Source organism: Streptomyces sp. MP131-18 (genome assembly GCF_001984575.1).
GTDB lineage: Bacteria > Actinomycetota > Actinomycetes > Streptomycetales > Streptomycetaceae > Streptomyces > Streptomyces johnsoniae.
The window spans coordinates 3,684,179-3,705,967 of record NZ_LZNS01000001.1; the positions used below are offsets into that span (position 1 = coordinate 3,684,179).

The 21,789-nt window shown below is 64.9% G+C and carries 14 protein-coding genes; 6 read left to right on the forward strand and 8 right to left on the reverse strand.

Annotated elements, in window-relative coordinates; all coding sequences use genetic code 11:
• Positions 1 to 12 precede the first annotated feature (12 nt).
• Positions 13 to 2,166 (reverse strand): DEAD/DEAH box helicase family protein, encoded by a 2,154-nt coding sequence (locus STBA_RS16415; protein WP_077059971.1) that lies wholly within the window; start codon positions 2,164 to 2,166, stop codon positions 13 to 15.
• A complete protein-coding gene (locus tag STBA_RS16420; protein ID WP_077059972.1) occupies positions 2,166 to 2,981 on the reverse strand; it encodes a hypothetical protein in 816 nt (271 codons plus the stop codon). Before STBA_RS16420 ends, STBA_RS16415 begins: the two co-directional genes overlap by 1 nt.
• A 503-nt stretch (positions 2,982 to 3,484) precedes the next feature.
• Between STBA_RS16420 and STBA_RS35730 the strand changes: the two genes are divergently transcribed.
• Positions 3,485 to 4,293 (forward strand): IS5 family transposase gene (locus STBA_RS35730; protein ID WP_253194771.1). Its coding sequence is split into 2 segments (ribosomal slippage): positions 3,485 to 3,818 and positions 3,818 to 4,293, totalling 810 coding nucleotides; the frame shifts between segments, so codons are not numbered across the junction.
• A 104-nt stretch (positions 4,294 to 4,397) separates the two neighbouring features.
• Positions 4,398 to 6,065: a DUF262 domain-containing protein gene (locus STBA_RS16435; RefSeq protein ID WP_171987718.1), complete on the forward strand. Its 1,668-nt coding sequence runs from the start codon at positions 4,398 to 4,400 to the stop codon at positions 6,063 to 6,065.
• A 36-nt stretch (positions 6,066 to 6,101) separates the two neighbouring features.
• Here the strand turns inward: STBA_RS16435 and dndE are convergent, their stop codons facing one another.
• The 4 genes from dndE to dndB are packed head-to-tail and all read right to left on the reverse strand — an operon-like array spanning position 6,102 to position 11,046.
• Positions 6,102 to 6,479, reverse strand: a complete 378-nt coding sequence (gene dndE, locus STBA_RS16440; protein WP_077059976.1) for a DNA sulfur modification protein DndE — start codon at positions 6,477 to 6,479, stop codon at positions 6,102 to 6,104.
• A complete protein-coding gene (gene dndD, locus STBA_RS16445) occupies positions 6,469 to 8,460 on the reverse strand; it encodes a DNA sulfur modification protein DndD (RefSeq protein WP_077059977.1) in 1,992 nt (663 codons plus the stop codon). The genes dndE and dndD overlap by 11 nt, the downstream gene beginning before the upstream one ends.
• Positions 8,447 to 9,943: a DNA phosphorothioation system sulfurtransferase DndC gene (dndC, locus tag STBA_RS16450; protein ID WP_077059978.1), complete on the reverse strand. Its 1,497-nt coding sequence runs from the start codon at positions 9,941 to 9,943 to the stop codon at positions 8,447 to 8,449. The genes dndD and dndC overlap by 14 nt, the downstream gene beginning before the upstream one ends.
• Positions 9,940 to 11,046: a DNA sulfur modification protein DndB gene (dndB, locus tag STBA_RS16455; protein ID WP_077059979.1), complete on the reverse strand. Its 1,107-nt coding sequence runs from the start codon at positions 11,044 to 11,046 to the stop codon at positions 9,940 to 9,942. Before dndB ends, dndC begins: the two co-directional genes overlap by 4 nt.
• Positions 11,047 to 11,135: 89 nt before the next feature.
• Here dndB and dndA point away from each other — a divergent pair, with 89 nt between their 5' ends.
• Complete coding sequence (dndA, locus tag STBA_RS16460) at positions 11,136 to 12,272, forward strand: cysteine desulfurase DndA (RefSeq protein WP_077059980.1); 1,137 nt, start codon at positions 11,136 to 11,138, stop codon at positions 12,270 to 12,272.
• Here the strand turns inward: dndA and STBA_RS16465 are convergent.
• Together STBA_RS16465 and STBA_RS16470 are read right to left on the reverse strand one after the other, a co-directional pair.
• Positions 12,263 to 13,726 (reverse strand): DNA phosphorothioation-associated putative methyltransferase, encoded by a 1,464-nt coding sequence (locus STBA_RS16465; RefSeq protein ID WP_077059981.1) that lies wholly within the window; start codon positions 13,724 to 13,726, stop codon positions 12,263 to 12,265. The genes dndA and STBA_RS16465 overlap by 10 nt on opposite strands.
• Positions 13,727 to 13,862: 136 nt before the next feature.
• On the reverse strand, positions 13,863 to 14,060 hold the full coding sequence (locus STBA_RS16470) for a helix-turn-helix domain-containing protein (protein ID WP_253194773.1): 198 nt from the start codon (positions 14,058 to 14,060) through the stop codon (positions 13,863 to 13,865).
• A 481-nt stretch (positions 14,061 to 14,541) separates the two neighbouring features.
• On the opposite strand from STBA_RS16470, the gene STBA_RS16475 reads away from it, so the two are divergent.
• The 3 genes from STBA_RS16475 to STBA_RS36535 are packed head-to-tail and all read left to right on the forward strand — an operon-like array spanning position 14,542 to position 21,649.
• A complete protein-coding gene (locus STBA_RS16475) occupies positions 14,542 to 15,711 on the forward strand; it encodes a hypothetical protein (RefSeq protein WP_143659497.1) in 1,170 nt (389 codons plus the stop codon).
• The gene (locus tag STBA_RS16480; RefSeq protein WP_077059983.1) at positions 15,708 to 19,070 is read left to right on the forward strand and encodes a hypothetical protein; all 3,363 of its coding nucleotides are present in this window, start codon (positions 15,708 to 15,710) and stop codon (positions 19,068 to 19,070) included. Before STBA_RS16475 ends, STBA_RS16480 begins: the two co-directional genes overlap by 4 nt.
• The gene (locus STBA_RS36535; protein WP_107485063.1) at positions 19,067 to 21,649 is read left to right on the forward strand and encodes an RNaseH domain-containing protein; all 2,583 of its coding nucleotides are present in this window, start codon (positions 19,067 to 19,069) and stop codon (positions 21,647 to 21,649) included. The genes STBA_RS16480 and STBA_RS36535 overlap by 4 nt, the downstream gene beginning before the upstream one ends.
• Positions 21,650 to 21,789: the final 140 nt, after the last annotated feature.

Consider the following 21,789-nt stretch of genomic DNA (forward strand, 5'->3'; position numbering starts at 1 on the left):
TTGTCTCAATGATCAGGTGTCCATGAGCCCGTAGTGCTGGCGCAGCGGGCGCAGGACGTCCAGGGTGGCAGCTTCGTTGTCCGCCAGGCGGGCGAACTCCGTGACTCGGCTGAGCTCGCGGGCGATCATCCGGCGCTCGGTTTCGCGGTGTAGGGCCTCGATGCCGTCCGGGGGGACGACGATGAAGTCCACAATGTCGGCCATGTCTTTACCCGGTGCGCGGCGCAGGACGCGTCCACGGCGTTGGATGAACTGCCTCGGGTTGGACGAGCTGGCCAGTAGATAGGCGGTGCGGGCGGCGGGCACGTCCACGCCTTCGTCTAGGCAGCGCATGGACAGCAACGCCTGGAGGTCGTTGCCTGTGCTGAACCGCCGTAGGATCGCGCGCCGCTGCTCTCGTGGAGTCTCGGAGATGTACTTGGCCGCGGGCATGCGCAGCTCCTGGCCCACCATGTGCAGGGCCTGGTCGAGCTGGGTCGGCTCGTCGAGATCGCCGTTCACTCCGTCGGCAAGCGGGTGTCGCCCCTCCGCACAGTACAGGAGCTGAAACCAGCCGTCCTGACGCGCGGCGATCTCCCGGCGGAGAGCCGGCAACTTGGCTCGCGCGTGCCCCAAAATGTTGGCGCGCTTGCGCAGCAACCTGCCCAGCGGGCTGTCGTCCTCGGAATCGTCGGCGAAGTGCTGCGAGGCGAGTGCTCTGGCGATCTTTTCGGTGACCTCGGCGTACAGCTCGGCCTCCTCAGCGTCGAGCTCGACCAGTACTGGAGCGTAGGTGTAACGGCACAGCGCTCCGGCCTTGATGGCGTCGCCGATACCCATCTCGAAGACCACATCGCCGAAGTATTCCTGCAGAGCAGCGGTGCCGTCGTCATCGAACCAGCGCTCGGGCGTGGCCGAGAGGCCGAGTCGGTAGGCGGCAGCACCGGGCAACTTGCCTCGCACTCGCCGGGCGCCCAGATTGTGAACCTCGTCGCCGATGACCAACAGGTGCCCCCGGTAGCGGTCCAGCAAGGCCTGGAGGCCGCCCCTGCTCAGGGTCGCGTTAGTGGTCACGATGACGCCGCCGTGAGCGGCGCCGAGGGTGAGAGCGTCCATGAGGTAGGACGCTCGGCGATACCACGCATCGGTTGACTCGTACGCGCGGATGGCGGGGATGCCGAATCGATCAATGTCCTGCGCCCACTGGTCAACGAGGTGCTGGTAAGGAACCACGATGACGGTCAGCAAGGGAAGGTCGGCTTTCCGCTTCAGCCGCTTCGCGAGTTGCGCGGCGGCTGACAGCGCGGTGAGCGTTTTACCGGTGCCGGTCGCCATCCGCAAGATGCCGCGCAGCCCCTGGGCGAACCAGCGCCGAACTGCCTCCTTCTGGTAGTCACGAACCTGCAAGTCCGGGGGGATCGTGAGCATGCCGTCGGCGTCCGGCCACGGCAGAGTGATGGTCGCGCCTTCGGTCGGTACCTGAGGGGCGGTCTGTCCCTTGGTCCGGAGTTCATGCTCCTCGATCAGGGGGCGCGCCGCGTCAGTAAAGTCGAACACCCGCAGCAGCGGCGTTCGATCCTCCCAGAGGTCTTCGAAGTCCCGGCTGATCCGAACGGCTCGTTCGCTGTCGCTGGCGTGCCAGCTACGGAAGACCTCAACGGATTCGAAGTTGCCGGCCAAGCCAGGCAGGGTTTCATTGGCGCTGCCCTTGAATGCGACGACGTCCCGGCCGTCGCAGAACACGCCGATCTTCTCGTGGTAAATGCCGATCCGGTTGTCCGCCGAGATGTAAGCGAGCTTGATGTCCAAGCGGCCCTCTGCGACCAGGGCACCAAGCTGCCCTAGCCCGTGGGCCGCCACGGGGTCCTGGCACGCGTCCTCGATGTTCCGCAGGGCAGCGCGCTCCAACACGGCGCGCAGCGCGTACCCGGCTCGTATCTGCGCAACATCCTCCTGGTTGAGCTGAGGAGATGCCACGATGCGCAGTTGCCCGCCGCGGGAAGCGAAGCCATCCAGCCCTTGGCCAAGGACGGCCAGGACCGACGCGCTGAAGTAACCCACCGCCCGGTCGTAGTGCGTCGACACAGCCAAGGCGGGGACATAGAAGTCCTCCACCAAGTCCGCGCGATCACTGCGATAGTCGCTCTCCAGATTGAGCATGCACAGCGCTCGGCGCTCGCTAGTCATCAAAGCCCCATCAGACCCATGATCTCGTCCGCAGAGGCGTCTTCAACCCCCAGCTGAGCACTGCTGCCACCTCGCACCGGCGCCTCGCCCTCGGGCAGCGATGCCGACTGGCCCGAGGCATCGTTCAGTCGCCGAACGAGACCACCACTTACCGTGAAGGGCGCCGTCGAGGCCACCTGGCGCAGCGTAGGCGCCTTGATCGTGAAGTCCCGGGCTAGGTTTCGTTGGAGATCGTCCAGCGACATCGATCCCCCAGCTCCATCGACTTCCTCGGAAACCAACTCTCTGACGGACGTATACCGGCGCATCCCCCAACACCGGAGCGCCCACTCACTCACGTCGCTCCGAATGAAACGATCATCCGAGAAGAGCTGGACTTTGAGGGACTCCACGTTCACGTCGCCTCCCATCCGGTCAACCAGCGCCTGGAGAGTAAGGGGATGCCCAGCCTCCGTCAGGCACAGCTCCGCACGGTCACTCAGCGGTCGGCGACAGCGCCCCTTCTTCGCCCGTGCATTCGCAGCCGGCACGTCGAACAACTGCAGCTCTTCCGCAGATTCCGCCGGGGCGAGGGTCCATCCTCCGCCAGCCATGACGATACGACTGTCGGAGAGGAGTTCGCGACGGATCTCGGTCACATCACCGCCCTCCGGCAGGTACTGAACGATCTCTGCCTCAGTGAGGGGCCCGGACTCCGCCAACACCGCGACGACCCGGTCGCCTAGCGAGACAGGCGCCAGCGAGCCGAACGGCGACTGGTCGTCGGCGAGCAGCCAGCCTTGCTGGCTCGCGCGCGCCCGCTGGATTCGTGACACGAGGCGACGAAGGTCAGGGGGAAGTTGGTCAGCCTGAGTAAGAAGCTCCCCCAGAGTGACACTTCGCCCTAGTCGTTCCACCACATAAGTAGCGAGAGCCCCCAAAGCAGACACCAGCGAAGCTGACGGAGCATCTGGTGAACTCCATTCAGATTCATTGTCACCCAGCGCCATCACCCGCCGAGCATACGACCTCACAGGCGCACTCGGCTCCCAGCGAAGGTGCTCCCGGCGCTGGAGGGCCACCGGTTTACCCGCGCATCACGGCGGCAAGGACCTCCTCGACAGCAGTCTGCATGCGCGCGTCAACACCTGATGTGTGCCATCAGATCGTATGCACTGCAGCCCATACGCTGCGAAGGCACTCCCTGCGGAGGTTCTCGTCCAAGGGGGAGCGCCCCGGTCCGGCAGTCGACTGACGGCGTTTAGAGCTCGTAACACGATCTTGTTGAACTGCCCTGGTAGGCCGTGACCGGTGTGACGATTCGGCCGTTCGAGATGGTGTGACTACCCGGCCGTGGATCGTGGACGATGACCTGTGGGCGCTGATCGAGCCGCTCCTGCCGCCCTGGCCCGAGAAGGCTCCCGGTCCACAGCCCGTGCCGGACCGGCTGTGCCTGCAGGGCATCCTCTATGTCCTGTACAACGACATCGCCTGGCAACTGCTCCCCCTTGAGCTGGGGTTCGGCTCTGGCCAGACCTGCTGGCGGCGCCTCGAGCGCTGGCAGCAGGCCGGAGTCTTCGACCAACTGCACCGCGTCCTGCTCGCCAGGCTGCACGCAGCCGGCGAGCTGGACTGGTCCAGAGCATGCGTCGACGGTTCCCACGTCCGCGCCAAAAAGGGGGAGCCGACACCGGTCCGTCGCCGGTCGACCGGCGGAAGACGGGCAGCAAACACCACCTGATCTGCGACGGACGCGGCACCCCGCTCAAGGTCATCACCACCGCGGCCAACGTCAACGACGTCACCCAGACCCTCGCCCTGGTCGACGGAGTCCCGCCCGTCGCCGGCCGCCCGCGCCGACCCCGCCGGCGCCCCGAGGTCCTCCTCGGAGACAAGGGCTACGACTCCAACCCCAACCGCCGCGAACTGCGCAAACGCCGGATCCTGCCGGTCATCTCCCGCAAGGGCAGCCCGAACATCAAGGGCCTGGGCAAGCTCCGCTACGTCGTCGAGCAGACCTTCGCCCTCCTCCACCAGTTCAAGCACCTCGCCGTCCGCTGGGAACGCCGCACCGAGCTCCACGACGCCTTCGCCTCCCTCGCCTGCAGCCTCATCTGCTGGAGACGCTTCAAGAAGGCCAACTCATGATCGTGTTACAAGCTCTTAGGAGGATCCTTTCAGATCTCCGCAGTTAGACTGCACTCATGGCGTCGCGTCACGGTACTACCACACTCCAACTCAACCTCCGTGGCATGGGGGAAATCTTGCGGAACGACCGGCTCACCGTGCCCCAGTTCCAGCGTGCCTACTGCTGGAAGGTGGACGAGGCGGTTAAGGACTACTGGATGGACTTGAGCCGCGCAGTCCGCGCGGGTGCGGATGAGGAGTACTTCTTCGGCACAATCGTCCTCACCCAGGACGGCCCTGAAGACCGCAAGAAGATCATCGATGGCCAGCAGCGGCTCGTTACGTCCTCACTCCTGATCGCCGCCATCCGCGACGAGTTGCATCGCCTGGGCCACACCCGCGCGCAACTCATCGGCGACGAGTTCCTCGCGAGCCAGGCATGGGATGCCGAGGGAACAGAGCCACACCTCAAGCTCAATGAGGACGACAACCCGACCTTCCACGGCATCGTCACCCGTAGCACCCTGCCTGCCTCTCCCGCAAAGCGGACTGACTCAGATATCGTCAAGGCGTACTGCTACTTCCGTGATCGGCTCGCTGAGCTTAGCGAGCGGTATGGCGCGGAGGCCTCAGATGAGCTCCTCAAGTGGGTCAAGTACGTCCAGCAGCGCGCGCAACTCGCCGTCGTCGAAACCCCCTCCGAAGGCGAGGCGTACGTCATCTTCGAGACCCTCAATAACCGCGGTGCCGACCTGACCACTGCCGACCTGTTGAAGAATCATCTGTTTGGTGCAGCTAAGCTGCACCTCGACTCGGTGCGTAACAACTGGCACAAGGCTATCGGTGCGCTTTCCCTGACGGCGCCCAATGACAAGTTCACTAAGTTCCTGCGACACTACTGGAGCTCGCGAGTAGGTAAGATTACCGAGCGGGACCTGTACGCAAAGATGCGCGAACGGGTGACACGCAGTCAGGAAGCACTCACCTTTTCGGAAGAACTCCTCACAGCCGCACGCATCTACGCTGCCTTGTCCGATCCCAGCCATGAGATTTGGACCGAGAAATGCTCTGCCCGTCGACCGGCACTCGATACTCTTGCCCTTTTCAATCTAGTCCCCAATAAGATCCTGCTACTCGCAGCCGTTGAACATCTACCACCCGTACAGATAGAGAAGCTACTGAGAGCAATGATCAGCTGGTCTGTCCGCGGTATGATTACGGGCGGAATAAACCGGGGTCGCTACGAAGATCTCTACTCGCAGGTTGCCGTAAGTATCCGCCGAGGAAAGACCACAACAGTCTCCCAGATTCGCGATCGTCTTAACGACCTCATCCCGCCCGACAGCGACTTCAAGGCACAGTTCACCCTGGCCACGTTGGGACGCGGCGACGCAAGCAAGATCGCTAGGTACTACTTGAGCGCCTTGGAAAAGAGCTGCAAGAAGGAGCAGCAACCCGAGTTCGTTCCGAACGATAACCCGAACGAAGTCAATCTGGAGCACGTTTACCCACAAAACGCGGTGGCGGAGGACTGGTCTGACTTCATCGCCGAAAGCGGTGACCGGGAGGACGCTGACAGGTGGATCTATCGCCTCGGCAACATGGTGCTGATGCCGGCCGGCTCCAACTCCCGCCTCGGCAACAAAGCATTCAAAGAAAAGGCTCAGGTCTTCCAGCACTCACAGCTCACCTTGACTCGCGAAGTCGGCGAGAGTGCGACATGGACTCCAGAGGCGATCCACAGGAGGCAGGAACACCTGGCGACACTGGCAGTTCGCACCTGGCCCAAGTGACGCGGACGCGCATCTCCTAGACGCGCGCCCCACGGATCACGCCACGGCGGTAGCTACCAATTCTCGGATTGTCCGCACTTCTTTATTGCCGGCTAGGTAGCCGACGCCGCGGTGGAGATGGACGGTGAGGGTGTGGCTGAGCGACTTGTCGTCGACGGGCAGCCCGTCTGTTGCGCAGCGCTGTTTGAGGAGTGCGAGATAGACGTGGGCGTGTGTGCCGGCGAAGGTGCGCCAGTCCATCTCGACGTTGGAGTCTGTGACGATCTCCTTGACCAGCGGGGTTGATGAGTCTCGGAGAGAGACAACCAGCGCCCAGCGGCAGAGCACGTTCCAGTTTTTGATGCCGGTGGTGCGCTTGAGGCGGATGAGTTGGTCTCGTGCGGTCTGGGAAAGGCGGATGGTGTCAAGCGACATGTGCTGCTCCTGAGGTCCACCAGTAGCCGGGTTCCACGGATGTGGTGAACGTGGCGTCGTCGTGGACGAGGGTGTAGGTACGAGCGATGGATGGCTCGAGCCTTTGGAGGAGCTCCTCGTCGATCTCCTCGTCCGTGGAAAGCAGCAGGACCTGGTGGCTGGCCTTGGGAAAGTACCTGTCGACGAGGTGCTCGCGGTGACCGCTGTCCAGGCGACCGAGCGGAGTGTCGATGACGCTGGGCAATCGGTTGCCGGCCACGCGCGCGAGTCCCCAGAGCAGGGAGATGGCGAGGAGTTGACGTTCGCCGGCGCTCAGGCGGCCAGGGTCCAGGGGTTCACCATCGGCTCCGACCAGGGTGAACTGGAACTTCTGGGTGTCGATGTTGAGGTTTTTGACAAGGCCGTTCTTCCGCATCAGCTGGGAGAAGCTCTGCAGAACAGCGACCTCGAGTTTGGCGATGCGCCGTTGCAGCAGCAGGTCCTTGAACTTGGCCAATACAGCGCGCTGCCGGTCACAGTGATCGATGATCCGCTCGGTCTCCTCCACCCTTACGAGGCTCTTAACTCGCTCATCATGAGCGCGCTCAAGCTGTTGTTGGAGGCCGGTGCGTCGGTTCTTGCTTGCCTCGTACCCTTCCACGGCTCTTTCGAGGTTGGCCTGGGACGTTCGTAGAGCGTCACGTGCCTCATCGCGTTCTTCGAGGCGGCTGGCGATGAGTTCTGCCTCGGGTACGCCGGCCAGCTGGCGTTCGACGTCCTCGACGGTGACTGCTTGCTCCGCGGCCTGCTGGAGAAGTTCCTCGGCGCGCCGCTGTTCGAGCGCGATGATCGAGTCGATGGCTGCGAGCTGAGCTGCCCCCTCAGGGGAGAGGTTGAGGACGCGCTCGGTCTGGCTGGCTACTTCTCGGTCTCGTCGGTCGGCTTGGAGGTGCTTGATCAGTCGTTGGCGCTCGCCCTCGGAGAGGTTCTGGCCGACCTGGTCCAGGAGTTGCCGGTCTCGGCGTGTGAGCACGTCGAGGACTTGGGCTGCCGTGTTCGCTTCGTCCTCGATAGCGGCTTGCTTGCGCAGTGCGCCGATCTGGTCCCCAGCTAGTCGCAGCGGGAGGGCGCCCGCCGCGAGGTTGATCAGAGCCTCTTCGGTAGTGCCTAGCTGCTTGGTGACCTGGTCGCGGCGCTGCTCCAGTTCGGCGCGGCGGTGATAAAGTACGCCGCCATCCTTTTCGAAGTCGTGCTCGGCCTTCTCCAGCCTGAGCTTGGCGCGGTCGACTTCCGAGCGGATCTTGCCGACCCTGTCGTTGGCGCTATCCACCTCTTGCTCGATGGAGTTGATCTGCTCTTTCAGTTCGCCGATCCGTGCCAGCGCCTGTTGGTCGGCTTCGGTAATCTTCGTGCGCCGCTGGAGCGCGAGCAGGTCGGTGCGCAGTTGCTCGGCGGTGTTGACGCCAAGCAGCGATCGAACGGCGGATTCGATCACCGCGGAGGCGCGGTCGGGGTCGGCCAGCGATTCGACCTTCTCACCGTCGAAGAAGAAGAGGGAGCCGATCTCCAGGGGTAGGAGGTCTTCGACGTGGTCGGCCCACCCTTCGCTGGTGGCTTTCTGGAACTTGCCGTCAACCTTCACGTTGACGTACTCGTGTAGGGTCTTGCCGCTCGCTGACCAGCTGCGGATGAGCGTGTACAGGCGTTCTTCACCTTCGACGGTGATGGAGAACTCGAGGGTGATGGCTGCACCGCGCTTTGGGTCGGTCTGGCGGTTAATGGACTCACGGAGGAATGCCTCGTAGGAGCGGTTGCCTCGGCTGCTGCAGCGCGCGCGGGGGCCGTAGAGCGCGAGCTGGATGGCGTCGAGCAGCGTCGTCTTACCGCATCCGTTCAGTCCGCCGACCAGCACGACCGGCTTGCCGGGTTGCGTGGTCAGGTCGAGGGTCTGCGTGCCTCGGTAGGCTCCGAAGTCTTCGAGGGTGATGTTATGCAGAAGCATCGGTGTTCTCGTCGTCCTTGGTCAGGGACAGTTGAGCGGGGATCTCTTCACGCAGCTGCTTCTTGCGCAGAGCGAAGTCGTGGGCGTCTTCCTTGTTATTGAAGAAGCCTCGCTTAATGGTCGTTTCCAGGGCATCGAACAGCCCGGCGCGGCGGGTCATGGTGCGAAACTTGCGCTCCACGGCCAGGAGCTCGCGAGCGGTGGTGAAGAGGAGTTCGTCGCCCTCGCATGCTTCGCGCAGGAGGTCGATCTCGTCCGCGCCGATGGCCAGGTGCTCGTCCAGAGGACGACCGGGGAAGTCTTCACCCGTCTCCTCCTTGTAGATTCGGGGAAGCGAATCCTCGACCTCGTGCTTCTCGAAAACCCAGAGGCGACGGATCTCGTGCAGTTCGGGCATGGTGATCAGCTCGATACCACGCACGTGTTCAGGTGCGTTCTGACCGATCCAGGTCTGGGCCTGAAGCAGCTCGCGCAGCCAGGTTTCTCGAGCTTGCTGCGTGTACGGCCCGTGGACGATCCGGTCCCCGAAGAGCTGGACCTTGCCGTTCATCTTGCGGAAGTCCCGCAGGTGGGTGTCGTCGGCCACATCCAGCTTGTTCCGGAGGTCCAGAAGTGGTTGCATCCACTCCTTCTCCTCGTCGTTCTGGATCATGGCAGCCATCGACTTGTCCTGCTCGACAAGCGTGCAGGTCCAGCAGCCGAAGCGGCTGTCGCCGCACGAGGGAGTAGTGTCGTCCACCACAAGAGGGCATTCAGAGTCCTCCGAGGCGGACTGATACATGTTCATCAAGTCCTTGTTAGAGTATCCCCAAGGATTATCCTGCTGCATGAGGAAGGTCCACACTTCGTCGTTTGACCAGTCCTCGATGGGGCTGTAAACGAGCGAATTCGGCAGGTTGCCGTTCGGCGACAGACGGTCACGTACCCGCCGTTTCTCGTGCTTCGCCATCGTCTTGGCGCGAATCTGGCTCTCCTGCTTGCGGATGCCCAACACGAGGATCGCTTCACCGTGGCGCCGCACAACGTTGCGGATGAACTTGTTGGATGGCTTGATCTTCATCCGCTCGGTGCACCAGCGAAACTTGGGACGCGGCGCGGGATAGCCGCGCCCGATCAAACCGACCCAGAACGTTTCCTTCACATCGGGGATCAGCCTGTGGGATTCGATGGGCAGTCCCTGGGCAGCAGCGGCCTGGCTCATCGTCTCCAGCGATTGGGTGACCCAGGACGCGACGATGGGGTTCTCGACGAGCGTGTCCGTGGAGATCACGTACACGCGCTTGGTGCGCTGCTCCTCGGGCAGCTCCTTCAGCGCGTGCCACACCAGCTGGAGTACCGCGGTGGAGTCCTTGCCGCCGCTGTACCCAACGACCCAGGGCACCTGGTCCGCGGTATAGAGCTCACGGATCTCCGCAGCGAGCTCGGCGACGACATCGTTGAGACTGCTGCCGGCGAACAGAGCGTTTCGGGTCGGGGTACTCATGCCTCTCCTCGCTGGTAGGCGTCTTCGGCGCGCTGCTCTTCCGGGCTGAGCGGTAGACCGAGCGCGTGCCGGAGGAAGTTCACGGTCAAGGTGACCTGCGTGTGGCTCTTCGAGACGCGACCGCCGATGATCGCTCGTCCTTCCCACGCTGCGTTGGATCTCGCCCAGTCAACAGCCAACAGACCTTCAAGTCGCGGACTCCACGCCTGGGCGTCAACCGAGTCGCGCAGCAGAGTGTTCCCAACGCGGCCCAGCGCATGCAGGGCGATGCCGTGACTGTGGATGTACTCGCGGCGCACCTCAGGGGCGGTCATGGCGCGCTTGCGGACCATCTGCCACTCCGGGAGTAGCGTGTCGATCCTCTCCCAGAATGCCAGTGCCACCTCCTCAGCCGCCTTCTTCTTCAGTTTCAGTCCATTCAGGAGGGCCTGGTTGGCCGAGTGAAGGGCACTGAGCGTGAACAGCTTGCCGGAGCGTGCGGACAACGTGCTGCTGGCCATCTCCACATGCTGCTTGAAAACCGGCGACTTCAGGGCTAGAAGTCTGGTCAGCGCCGCAAGATCGTCCCGTTGGTCGTACAGCACGCCGATGGAACGCGAGGGGCGCACCGCGTGCCGGTTCAGGTCAGCAAACATCTGCTGACAGCGGGCGAGCCCGGCATCGTGGAAGAACACCACGGCGATGGTCTCATCTCCGAGATCGGGATTGTCCTTGAGCGCGAGCTCAATGGCGGCGCGGCGGTGCTGGCCGTCGTTGATAAGGAAGCGTGCGGCCATGGGGACGCGGATCTGACCGGCGCGCATCGCCGCGCCTTCACCGCCGATGGTCTCGAAGACGACGTCACCGTCGATGGATGCGGTAAGGGCGCTGAACACGTAATCGTCCGGATTGTCCAAGATGTACCGAGACAGAGCCGGCAGTCTTCCCTTGTTCAGCACTCGCTGGGCGCGCACCTCGGGGGCAATCTCATCCTCGTCGAAGAGGAAGATCTTGGGGATCAGCCGCAGGGGGCACATCGAGACGAAGTACTCACGCCCTGCCTGCACCCCTCGGATGGCAGGGAAGACATACTCGAACCCGACCGATGTTGCGTCGCCCGCCACGAGTACCCCTTCTCTCTCACCAACGCCACTACGTGTTGTACGTTATATCAGAGACGTACGAACGTGAAGTTGGGCGAGAGGGCTCAAGCATGCCGACGACGTACTTGGACGCTGCCGCGACCACGCGTGTCGAGCCGCGTGTCGCCGAGGTCGTCCTGCACTGGATGACCGAGGAGTTCGGCAACGCTGGCAGTCGCACGCACGACTACGGCAACCGCGCCAAGAGGGCTGTTCAACGCGCGCGCGACCAACTCGCCGCCCAATTCAACGCCAAACCTGATGAGTTGATCTTCACGAGTGGCGCGACTGAGAGTAACAACATCGCCTTGCTCGGGCTCGCACAGCATGGCATTGAAACCAGCCGCCGCCATATCGTCAGTTCAGCAGTCGAGCACAAAGCGGTCATCGAACCGCTGGAGCACCTCCAGTCCCGCGGCTTCGACGTTGACTTCCTCAAGCCCGACAACACCGGCAGGATCAGTCCCGACGCCGTCCTAGAGCGACTGCGCCCGGAGACGCTGCTGGTGTCCTTGATGCACGTCAACAACGAGACCGGAGTCATCCAGCCCGTCGCCGAGATCGCCCAGCACCTACGGGAGACGCCCACCTACCTGCATGTCGACGCGGCGCAGGGCTTCGCGAAGCTGCCCGAGGACCTGACGGCACCGATCGACATGATCAGCGTCAGCGGGCACAAGATCGGAGCACCCAAGGGAATCGGTGCGTTGCTGATCCGGCGCCGGGGCTGGAACCGCATCCCCCTGCAGCCGATCATGTTCGGTGGCGGACAGGAGCGGAAGCTGCGTCCCGGCACGCTGCCGGTGCCCCTGGTGGTCGGTCTCGCTAAGGCGGAGGAGATCTTCCGCGCGGAACGTCATCAGTGGATGGCGGGCGCTCGGAAGGTCCGCGAGCAGCTGCTGGCTGCGTTCACCGGGATTCCGCACCACATCAACGGCGACCCCGCCTGCGCGGTGCCGCACATCCTCAACCTCACCTTCGAGGGCGTGGATACCGAAGCGCTCATCGTGAGGCTCAAGGACGTTGCCGCGGTAGCCACGGGGTCGGCGTGCACCAGCGCCTCCTATACCCCCAGCCACGTCCTGACCGCCATGGGGCTGCCGGAGAAGGTCGCAGCGAACGGCCTGCGTCTGTCCTGGTTCCCCGCCCAGACGGACGATCTGGACACAGAACAGATCGCAGCAGCTGTTCGCTCACTTCAAGGCTGATCCAACCCCGGCTCGCGGCGGCGGGCGGCACGCCGCACGAGACGGTGGCCACGCAGCTCGCGCCCGCAACGTACCAACTCAGCTTCCCAGCCCTGCTCGGTTCCGATGAGGTGTGGGCGCTCGTACAGACCGGCCCGTACCTCAGCCTCGGCCAATCGGCGGTACTTGGTTGTGTCCGGATCGTCGGTTGTGAGGAACTCGTGCTTCCGGTGCAGCAAGGGCCGGTTCGAAGAGTCCGCGTAGTTGGTGTAGGTGGTGTCCAGCCCTTTCATCTCCACCGCATACGAGGTCGCCAGCTTCGGGTGCGGGTCCGTGTCGAACTGCGGGTAGTCCAGCCAGCTCACCGCCCGGCCCTGGTGCCGAAGCTTGACCACCGTCCAGTCGGTCGGGCGACCCGCCGCGATCGCGGCGCAGTGCTCATACAGGCGCAGCACGGTCGGTATCTGCTCCACCGCCCTGCGGTGCACGTACATGGCGCTCGGCGTGAGCTTGCCGGCCTTCGAGGCGCGCATGGCTCCAAATACGTAGGCATCGTCGCGGAGTTTGAGCAGGAGACGGTCGGAGCGCTTGCACGCCTCTGCATAGGAAGAGAAGTGGGCCCGGATGTCGAGTTGCGCGGAGAGAGGCAGGCTGCGGAAGAGCCCGCGACCGTTGAACAGCTCGACGGCCAGGAAGAGCAGCGTGTTGAGCGTGGTTCGGGCGGCGCCCACTGTGATCTTCTCAGCGTCGGCAGATCGACGCACGAGACGGCGCAGCTCGGTCGCGCCCAGGTGGCTCAGCAGCATGGCCAAGGGCTCGGGCATCTCTTCGAGGTGAGGCGAGCGTCCACGCCGCTCGGTGAAGTCAACGACCGCTGCGATCGCCGATGCGGTGTCCTCTGACGCCAGCCACTCCACGTTGGGAACGATCCTGCGTGCCAGAAAGGCGATGCGCGCCACATCATCCCGGAAGGCATACACCACCCCCGGCGCGGCCGACACGCATCGAACTCCAGTCACCTCCTGGACGAAGTCCCGCAGCTCGCCGGCACTAAACAGGTACTGAAACGTCTGCCGGCTAGTGAGCACACCGTCGGCATACTCCTCGCCTCGGATTTTGTTTCGCTCCCAGGTCAGCCGGCTCGAGGCCATCAGGACGGAGCGTGTCAGATCCCATGCGCGTCGCAGTGTGGCGCGACGCTCGTCGGGATCTTCGATGACGTTGAGCACGTACGTGAGGAGCACAACGTCGGAGGGGCGGTGTTCACCGTCGGGAGAGAAGTACGGATCCCATCCGGTGGCGGTGAACCGCATCTGCTTCAGGCTGCGGACATCGTCGCCACGCCCGCAACCGTAATCCAGGACGCTGGCCGTTGGGGTGATCAGCCCATCCATGACCGCCTGCCGAGCCGGGACAGACAGCCTTGATCGTCCGATAGCCGTCAAGCGCCGATCGCTGAGCCACTGTCCCGTCATGCCGCCTCCGTCACCTGGCTGGTGCACTTTCCGCCTGTGTATCGCAAACCCACCCGGCGAGCCAGCCAGGCTTCTCCAGGAGCCTTCAGCCCTTTCGGCGCCTGGGACGCGTCCGGCTCAGCTGGGTCGGTGGCGGTTAGGCATTTGCCGCCATTGCGGTAAGGCGGATTCTTCCGGTGCCCTGGTAGCGGCGGTACCAGATGTAGTACGCCTGGCGGCTGATGCCGTAGTAGCGGCAGGTCTGGGCGACGTTTCCGGTGACCTCCTCGACGTGGCGTATGACGGCCAGGCGCCGCTTGGCCTCACGATCGAGCGGGCGGTTGGGCTTCGACATGCGGATCTCCGTAATGATCGGAGACCCAGGTGTCAACGATGATCGTCAGTTTTAGACCGACATCGGGTTCACGGCAGACCGGTGGTGAGCACTGTGTCGCGGTGAGGGAGGCGCATACCTGGTCCCATGCCGAGTCCACGTGCCCGGGTGATCAGGTCGCCCAGGACCGCCTCCGGCGGAACTCCGGCCTCATGATCTGTGGGAGCAGAGCACCCCTTGCATCACCAGCAGCGACCTGCGTCGTGCATCTCGGCTCGGCGCACGTCGACCCGATGCACAGTCTGTCAACTCGACACGACGCAGCTCACCGATCCTGATGAACTTCGATCGCCCCGTATGCGCTATCGCCACAGAGTTGATGCAGGTCAGCGCCCGATGAAACGTGTCGCGGCACGGCCGGGCCAGCGCGAACTGCTGCCATCATCACCTCACCGCAGAGAGCTCCTTCGTGGTCACTTAATGATGTGAGATGGAGAGCCGGATGACGCTGTCGTCTGACGTTTCGCAGTATCACCGCCGAGTGCTGATCAGCGCGGCCGTCCGTGCGGGGTACGCGCATACCTGCCGCTACGAGGAACCTGCCGCCCGCCGAGAGATCGCCCGCATGACCGGAGTCGTCATGTCCGTCTGCGGCCCGGGCCGGGGCCCGAATACACCGACGACGCTCATCAAGGCGTTGCATCATCCCCTCGCGCAGATGGCTCCCGATCTGTTCGCCGACAGCGGGATGGGCTCGCTGACGGTCCTCCACGGCGGCGAGCTCAGCGACGACGTATACGCCGAAGGGTGCGAGGACATCGTCGAGCTGCTCAGCGGGGGTGTGGATCCGGCGCGCCGCTGGCTGCCCACGTGGGCGTGGATGCACGGCGAGCTGGTGGAGCGCGAGGCTTTCCAGAAAATCAATGAGGGTGCCAGCGAACAGGAGTACACCGCTCACAGGTGCTTCGTGGTCAAGCAGCCTGCGGGCGGTGAGCGGCAACTGGCGGAGCTGTTCAGCCAGGCGGTCGGCATGCGTAAGTCCGTGCGCTACGCGCCGATCCCAGCCGATCAGGTGTTCAAGGGGAAGTTCTGGTGGCCGTGCCCTGTGTGCCAGTGGCCGATGCACGTCGACGGCTCGCAGGTGCGCTGCCGCTTTCCCCTGCACAACGCGGCGTACTTCGTGCGCGCCGACTCCGCCAAGGGGCGCCCGATGTTGCAGCGGCGGGACGGCAGCGTGCCGCGGCAGCCGGCGGCCCGCCCCCTTTACCGAGAGGGGCCGAAGCGAAGCATGTGCGTAGAGACCGCGGTCTGGCGACACATCGTCATCTCCGGAGTATCCGAGATCTACCTCTTCGAGAGGTTGGAGGCACTCAAGGAGCGGGGTGTAGAGGTCCAATTGTGGCCGGGCAAGGACCGCTACGACCTGCTGGTCCGGGTCCCCGCGACCGGCTGGGAGCTACGGATCGATGTGAAGGACTACGCGTGCGCGGTGTCGCTGGCCGACCGGTTGCGTAGGAAACCGCCAGCGGCCCGCACCATCGCTATTCCCGACTACCGGGGTGAAGCGCAACGCGACGAGCTGGCTGAACTTCTGCCGAATCTGACCATCGCACTGGTAAGCGAGGTCGTCAAGGCGGCCAAAGCTGAGGTACGGAAGGCTGGTCGGCGATGACCGGGCACCTGGCGGAGAAGGACCGTGAGCTGGATCGGCGGATTCTGCCGAAGGTCATCGCCTGCGCGTGCGCACTGGCGCAACTGCACTTTCCGGTGCGGGCGGCGGACGGTAGCGCCGGCACCGACCTTGAGCGCGTGTCCTATCTGCTCACAGGACAGTACGACGCGTGGGCCGAGTACCGACAGCTGTCGGGCGAAGAACAGCGACGGCTCAGCCGCATGCTGCGCCAGCGCCCCAACCGACTGAGCAACGAGGAGTCGCTGACGACGGACGCGGAGCGGTTCCTGGCCACAGGGGCACTTTGTGAGTACGTCCTGCAGGCGAACGGCTTGCTCGCCGCCCGTCACGGGATGCTGCCCCAAGAGCTGGCCGATGTGCTGCTGGAGGAGATCGACCGGCTGCGCGCCGAGGACTCCCGCTCGCTGCCCGAGGCCGAGCCCGGCGACTACGTGACCACCTTGCGCGTACCGGTGGCCGGCCACGACTCCACGTGGGCTGTCCAGGCCCACTACAGCCTTCAGGAGCGGCATGCGGCTCCTCAGGCCGAGCCGGTCGCGGTGCACACCGCGCCGACGGCCGGGGCGTTGGCCCTCAAGGTGGAGGCGTTCCTCGCCCTGAACAGAGATCTGGACCAGCGGGCCGGTGAGACCTTCCGCACCGAGTCTCTCGAACCGCTGTTTGCTCAGCTGCGTACGGGGGACGACGTCGAGCTCGGCGACTTGCTGCACGTTGAGGCAGGGAACCTGCAGGTACTCCAGGCCCCGACCGGGTTCGGCAAAAGCGTGCTGATGCGCAGCCTGGGTTCCTGGGCCCAGTCGGAAGGCGTCACGCTGGGCCTGGCCGTTCCCACCACCATGGCGGCGCTGAAGATGGCGTACGGCATCGAGAAGGACCTGCGCTCATGCGGAGTTGAGCATCCCGAGCAGCTGGTCGTGCCGTTGATGTCACCGAACAGCATGATGACCGCCCTGGACCAGGTGGCCGCCGAGTCGAGGGACCGGGCCTTCATCAAGTGGGCGGAGGACCGGCTCGGTTACGGGTGCGCCCTACCGTCGCTGGCCACCGTCGACGATGAGGTCGACGCGTGGGTTCCCGGTCATGAGGCCTGCATGTCCCTGATCCCGTATCGGCCCGTCGGTGCCCCGGAACCAGGAAGGGGCTCGAAGGCACGGCGGCAGGGGGCCTGCGCGTGCCCGTTCCGTGCGGTCTGCGGGAAGTTCCGTCTGGTCCGGCAGGCCTGCACAGCACAGATCATCGTCACCACACACGCGAATCTCTACCAGGGGCATCTGCACATCCCGGTTCAGGTCGACTCCGGTGCCATCGTCGAGCGGATGACAGTGGAGGAACTGATCCTGCGGCGCTGCCAGTTCACCGCCCTCGACGAAGTCGACGCCTTCCAGTCCTTCGTACTGGGCCGGGCCGGGCGGGGACTCACCCTGGCCTGGGGCAACCGCCACGACCAGCGCCCGCTGCTGAGGCTCGACGGCGAATTCATCCAGGCCTTCGGACGGGTACGTCCGGCCCTGGATGAGAGCATGCGCAACACGTTGATGAGGACCCGCTGGCTTGCCGAGACCTACACCAGCCATCTCGCCCACGGCGCTCTCGGTCCCAGCGACCGTACAGACACAAAGAAGAAGGGCAGCCCTCTCAAGGCCTCGGGGCGCCCGACGCAGGAGCGGCGGTGGATCATTCCGCAGCGCTGGGACGGGTGGATCAGCACCCAGCTGCGTGCCCTGTTCGCCAACGATGACCAGCAGGTGACCGGGCACGAGCGGGGCTTCTCCCCGAACGTGGCGGAGCGTGGCCTGTTCGCCGCCCTGTACGAGCGCAAGATCAAGATGGCGGCGTTGCCTGAGCACCTGCATCCGCTCGCCGAACTCCTGCGGGATGTCATCGACCCGGACTCGCAGGCCGGATCCCTCTCCCACGTGCGCAGGCAGCTGGAGCAGTTGCTGGCCCCGTGGGTGCCCAATCAGCAGGTGCGGGCCGACGTACTGGACCGGATGCTGCGCCGGGCCTTCCTCGAACCACTGCGGCTGCTGCTCTACCGCTTCGTTCACAACGCGCAACAGCTCAAGCTGGCCGGCGTGGAGACAGCCCGTGACATCGCCGACGTACTCGGACCCTTCAGCGCGTGGCGGGCCATCCCGCACGGTCCACAGGGACGGCTGATGTTCGCCTTCACCGAGGACGTGAGGACCGAGGTACCGCAGGACACCCGGTTGAGTGTGGCGGCTTTCGGCGGGGACCCACATACCTACATCACTACCCTGGGCCAGATCACCGCCCTGGCCCACAGCGGCCACAGGCGCATCGTGCTGGGCTTGTCCGCCACTGCCTACGCGCCCGGTGCGCACCGCCACCACGTGCACACCGCGCCTACCTGGTGGGTGCCCGACGATGTCGATCACGGAGTAAGCATCGAAGCCGACCTCTTCCCTGGACTTGGAGAAGAGATGCTGCGCGTGTCCGGTATCACTGGCAAAGAACGGATCGAGGCCACGCGTCTGCTGGGTCGGCGCATGTGGCCCAGGCTGCGCGGCGAGCTCAAGGACCTCGGGCGGCTGAGCAAGCATCGCGTCCAGGACTCCATTCTGCTTGTCACCACCTCTTACGACAGCTGCCAGCATCTGCGCGACGGCCTGCTGGCCGGAGGAGCCGAACCCGGGCTGATCGCGGTAGCCGTCCGGCCTCGTCCGGACGACGAACCGGCCTCCCGCCACGATGAGTCCGGCGAGCCGCTGTGGCACGAGATCCCCGGCGACCAGCTGGAATCGTTCACCCGGCTGCCCAAGGCCCGGATCCTGATCGCTCCCCTGGGCCGGGCCGAACGCGGACTGAACATCCTCGCGCCGCAGTCCAACAAGTCGGCGATTGGCTCCATCTGGCTCGCCATCCGCCCCGTCCCGCTGGTCGACGAGCCCGATGAGCTCCTCGCCCACGTCGGTGCCCGAGCCCTGGACGAGAAGGAGTCCAGCAGCGAACCCTGGACGGAGCTCGAGCGACGCCACGTGGTGGCCGGCCACTACTTCGAAAAGCTGGTCACCAGCGAACGCTACTTCCGCTCTCTGCCACCCCGGGCCAAGAGAGCCATCGCCGCAGAACTCATCATCAGCCTCATTCAACTCGTCGGTCGCGCCCGCCGGGGAGGCACACCAGGCCGCATCAAGCTGGTCGACGCCGCCTTCCTGGACACAGGCGGCAACTCCGACCTGCCCCACCTCATCCGCGAGCTACGCGAGCAGTGGGCCACGAGCAACGAACTGTCCCGCATGCGCCGCTACTACGGCACCACCTTGGACGCCTTCTTCCGCTTCGCTGACCGCCACGCCCGGGAGTCCGCCCGATGATCAGCACCCTGGCCTTCCTCTTCCCCCACACCGCGCTCGGTAAGATCACGCTCTACCCCCTCAACCGCGAGTTCGGGGAAGCCTGGAGTGCCCTGCCCAGCTACGGCGACGCCAAGAACGGCAAGCCGCGCCGCCCGCCGTATGCCGGACTGGCCTCCGCACTCAGCGCGGTGTCGGGCCAGCCCGTCGTCCTCATGCCACACTGCTACGGAGTAGTCGACGACGAATTCGCCCAGCCCGCAGTCGCCGTCACCACCCGGCCCTTCGACCCCTGGATTCTGTCCACTGCAGTACGAGACTGGGAGCGGTGCGTACGCAAGGGTGAGGACGCCAACACACTCGCCCCTCTGCTGACCGCCGCCGACGTCGAACACCCCAATCTGTCGACGTACGTGCGCGGCGCCGAGCACGGCACCCCCCATGCCCCGAGCTGGTTCTACCGCGTCGCCGCCTGGAACTTCGCCCAGCGCCTTGCCCGCACCCCGCTGCCCGTTCCCAATGGCCCGCGCATGCGCCACATCCGCTGGCGCATGGACACCCAGGGCAGCCTCATCAGCTGGGAAAACATCACCAAACGGACCACGCAGAAGCCCAAACGCAGCGGATACGCCCTGCACAAACTGGACTTCCGTGTCGTCACCCAGCCCGGCGAGCCGCTGTTCGCCCTCCATGTGCTGCCCACGTTCAGCAGGCTGGCCACCCACTGGGCCAGCACCCGCACCGTATTCATCGAGCACAGCACACACAAGGAAACGCTGCTGCGGATGCCGATCGGCCACACCAAGAATAGCGACGGCCAGTGGGTGCCCTACGCCCGCAACTACGCCGCCGAAGTCCTCGAAGCCTGCGGCATGGATTTCGCCGCCTGGCCCACCAACGACGATCTCGCCGCACTCAAAGGCCAGATGCGCGCCCTCGTACCCGCCCCCGTTCCCCACGTCCTCGGCAAAGGCGTCGGCACCCGCTTCAACAAAATCCTCGCCGACCACATCAACGAGACGATCAAACGCCCCAGGATCATTCAAGTAAGCTTCGAACCCACCGGTGTCGAACTCACCCGCCCCACCAAAGGTGCCGTCACCCGCGCGGATCTCGACCACGCCCTCGCCGCCACCGGCAGCGAAACCGTTCGCATTATCGCGCTCTACAACGACGGCACCACCCGGCGAAGGATGGCCGAGGCCCTCGCCCCCTACACGAACACCCCTGACCGGCTGCTCGACTGCGGCGACCATGACGACCACCACCTGAGCGAACGGCTCATCGTCCGCTTCCACCGCCTGCCGGCCCTCGACCGCGCCGAGAGGGTCGACTGGGATGACGAGCTGGCTTTCCTCGACCAATTTGCGGACGGTGCCCTCAACGGCGCCTGGGTCGAGACCATCTGGAACCCCAAACCGACCAAACGCGAACGCGAAACAGGCCAGCACCGCCACGACCACAAACGCGATCTGCGCCGCGCCCTGTACGAGCGCAACATCGTCTCCCAGTTCCTGGCCCGCCAGGCCCCACCGGAACCGGACGACACGGCAGAAGCAGAATCCGACGCCGAGACTGAAGTACCCAAGGACTACAAGGCGATCAACGCCCTACGCGATCTCCTTTTCCGGCTCGGCAGCGTGGACGACCGCCTGCGCCACGTCACCGACCTGACGGACGAACCCATCCTGGTCGGCATCCACCTGCGCCAGCAGCGCATCAGCAACCGACGCCCCGGCGCTGCCGACCGCACACAGATGGTCGAAATCCTCACCGCACTCCACACCCACAACGACCCCGATCGTCCCTGGCACATGGACTCCTACGACCACAGCACCCACGACTGGCGGCCCCAAGCAGCGGCGGAAGCGGCCTTCGGCCAGCACGCCATCGGCCGCGAGGGGCATGCCCGACACGAAGAGGGCGCCCTGCTGGCCCGCCAGCACATCGAATCCGCCCTGAAGATCCTCCCCACCGACCGCCCCTTGATCATCTTCGTGGACACGGAAGCATGCCGCACCATCTGGCCGGGCTTGCAAAACGTCCGCTTCGGCAAGGGACCACTACCGGGTGATGACCTGCGCACCCCGACACGGTCCGTCTCCGTGATCGCCATCAACACCTCCTACGGCGAAGTACCCACCCCGGTGGAGAACACCGCCAGCCCGCGCAAGAACCCCAAGCGCCCGCCCAAACCCCAAGAGCGCCTCTACCAGCGCACCACCAGCACTGGCCACACCAGTTGGTACATCGCCCAGGCCTCCCGCACCTACGACGGCTTTGGCAACGCCGGCAGCATCGGCGGCGTACATACCCGCTTCACCCTCCCCGCGGATGACTGGGCCCTCCAACGCAAGGACTGGCACAGCTTCACCGCCACCCAGATCACCGTCCCCCACGCAGGAAAGCGCGATCCGCAGCAACTCGCTGCGCTCGCAGCCCAGTTGTGCCACCAGTCCCTCGCCTGGGACGCCCGCACCCGCCACCCCGTCCCCCTCCACGTCGCCGGCGCCATGGACCGCGCTCATCCCGAATACCGCGGCCCCAGCATCGAGCCCACCAATGCGCCCGAGGCTGGCGAAACCCGGGACGGCGAGTAGAGGGCCCGGGTCTGTCAAACGAGTGGCCCTGTCTCACATTCGGTGGTGACGGAGTGTGCTGCTATCCGAGGAGAATGCGGTGGCGGAGGAGTGGGAGGGCTACGCGTCCGTGCATCTCAGGTCCCGGCCGCCGACGGCCG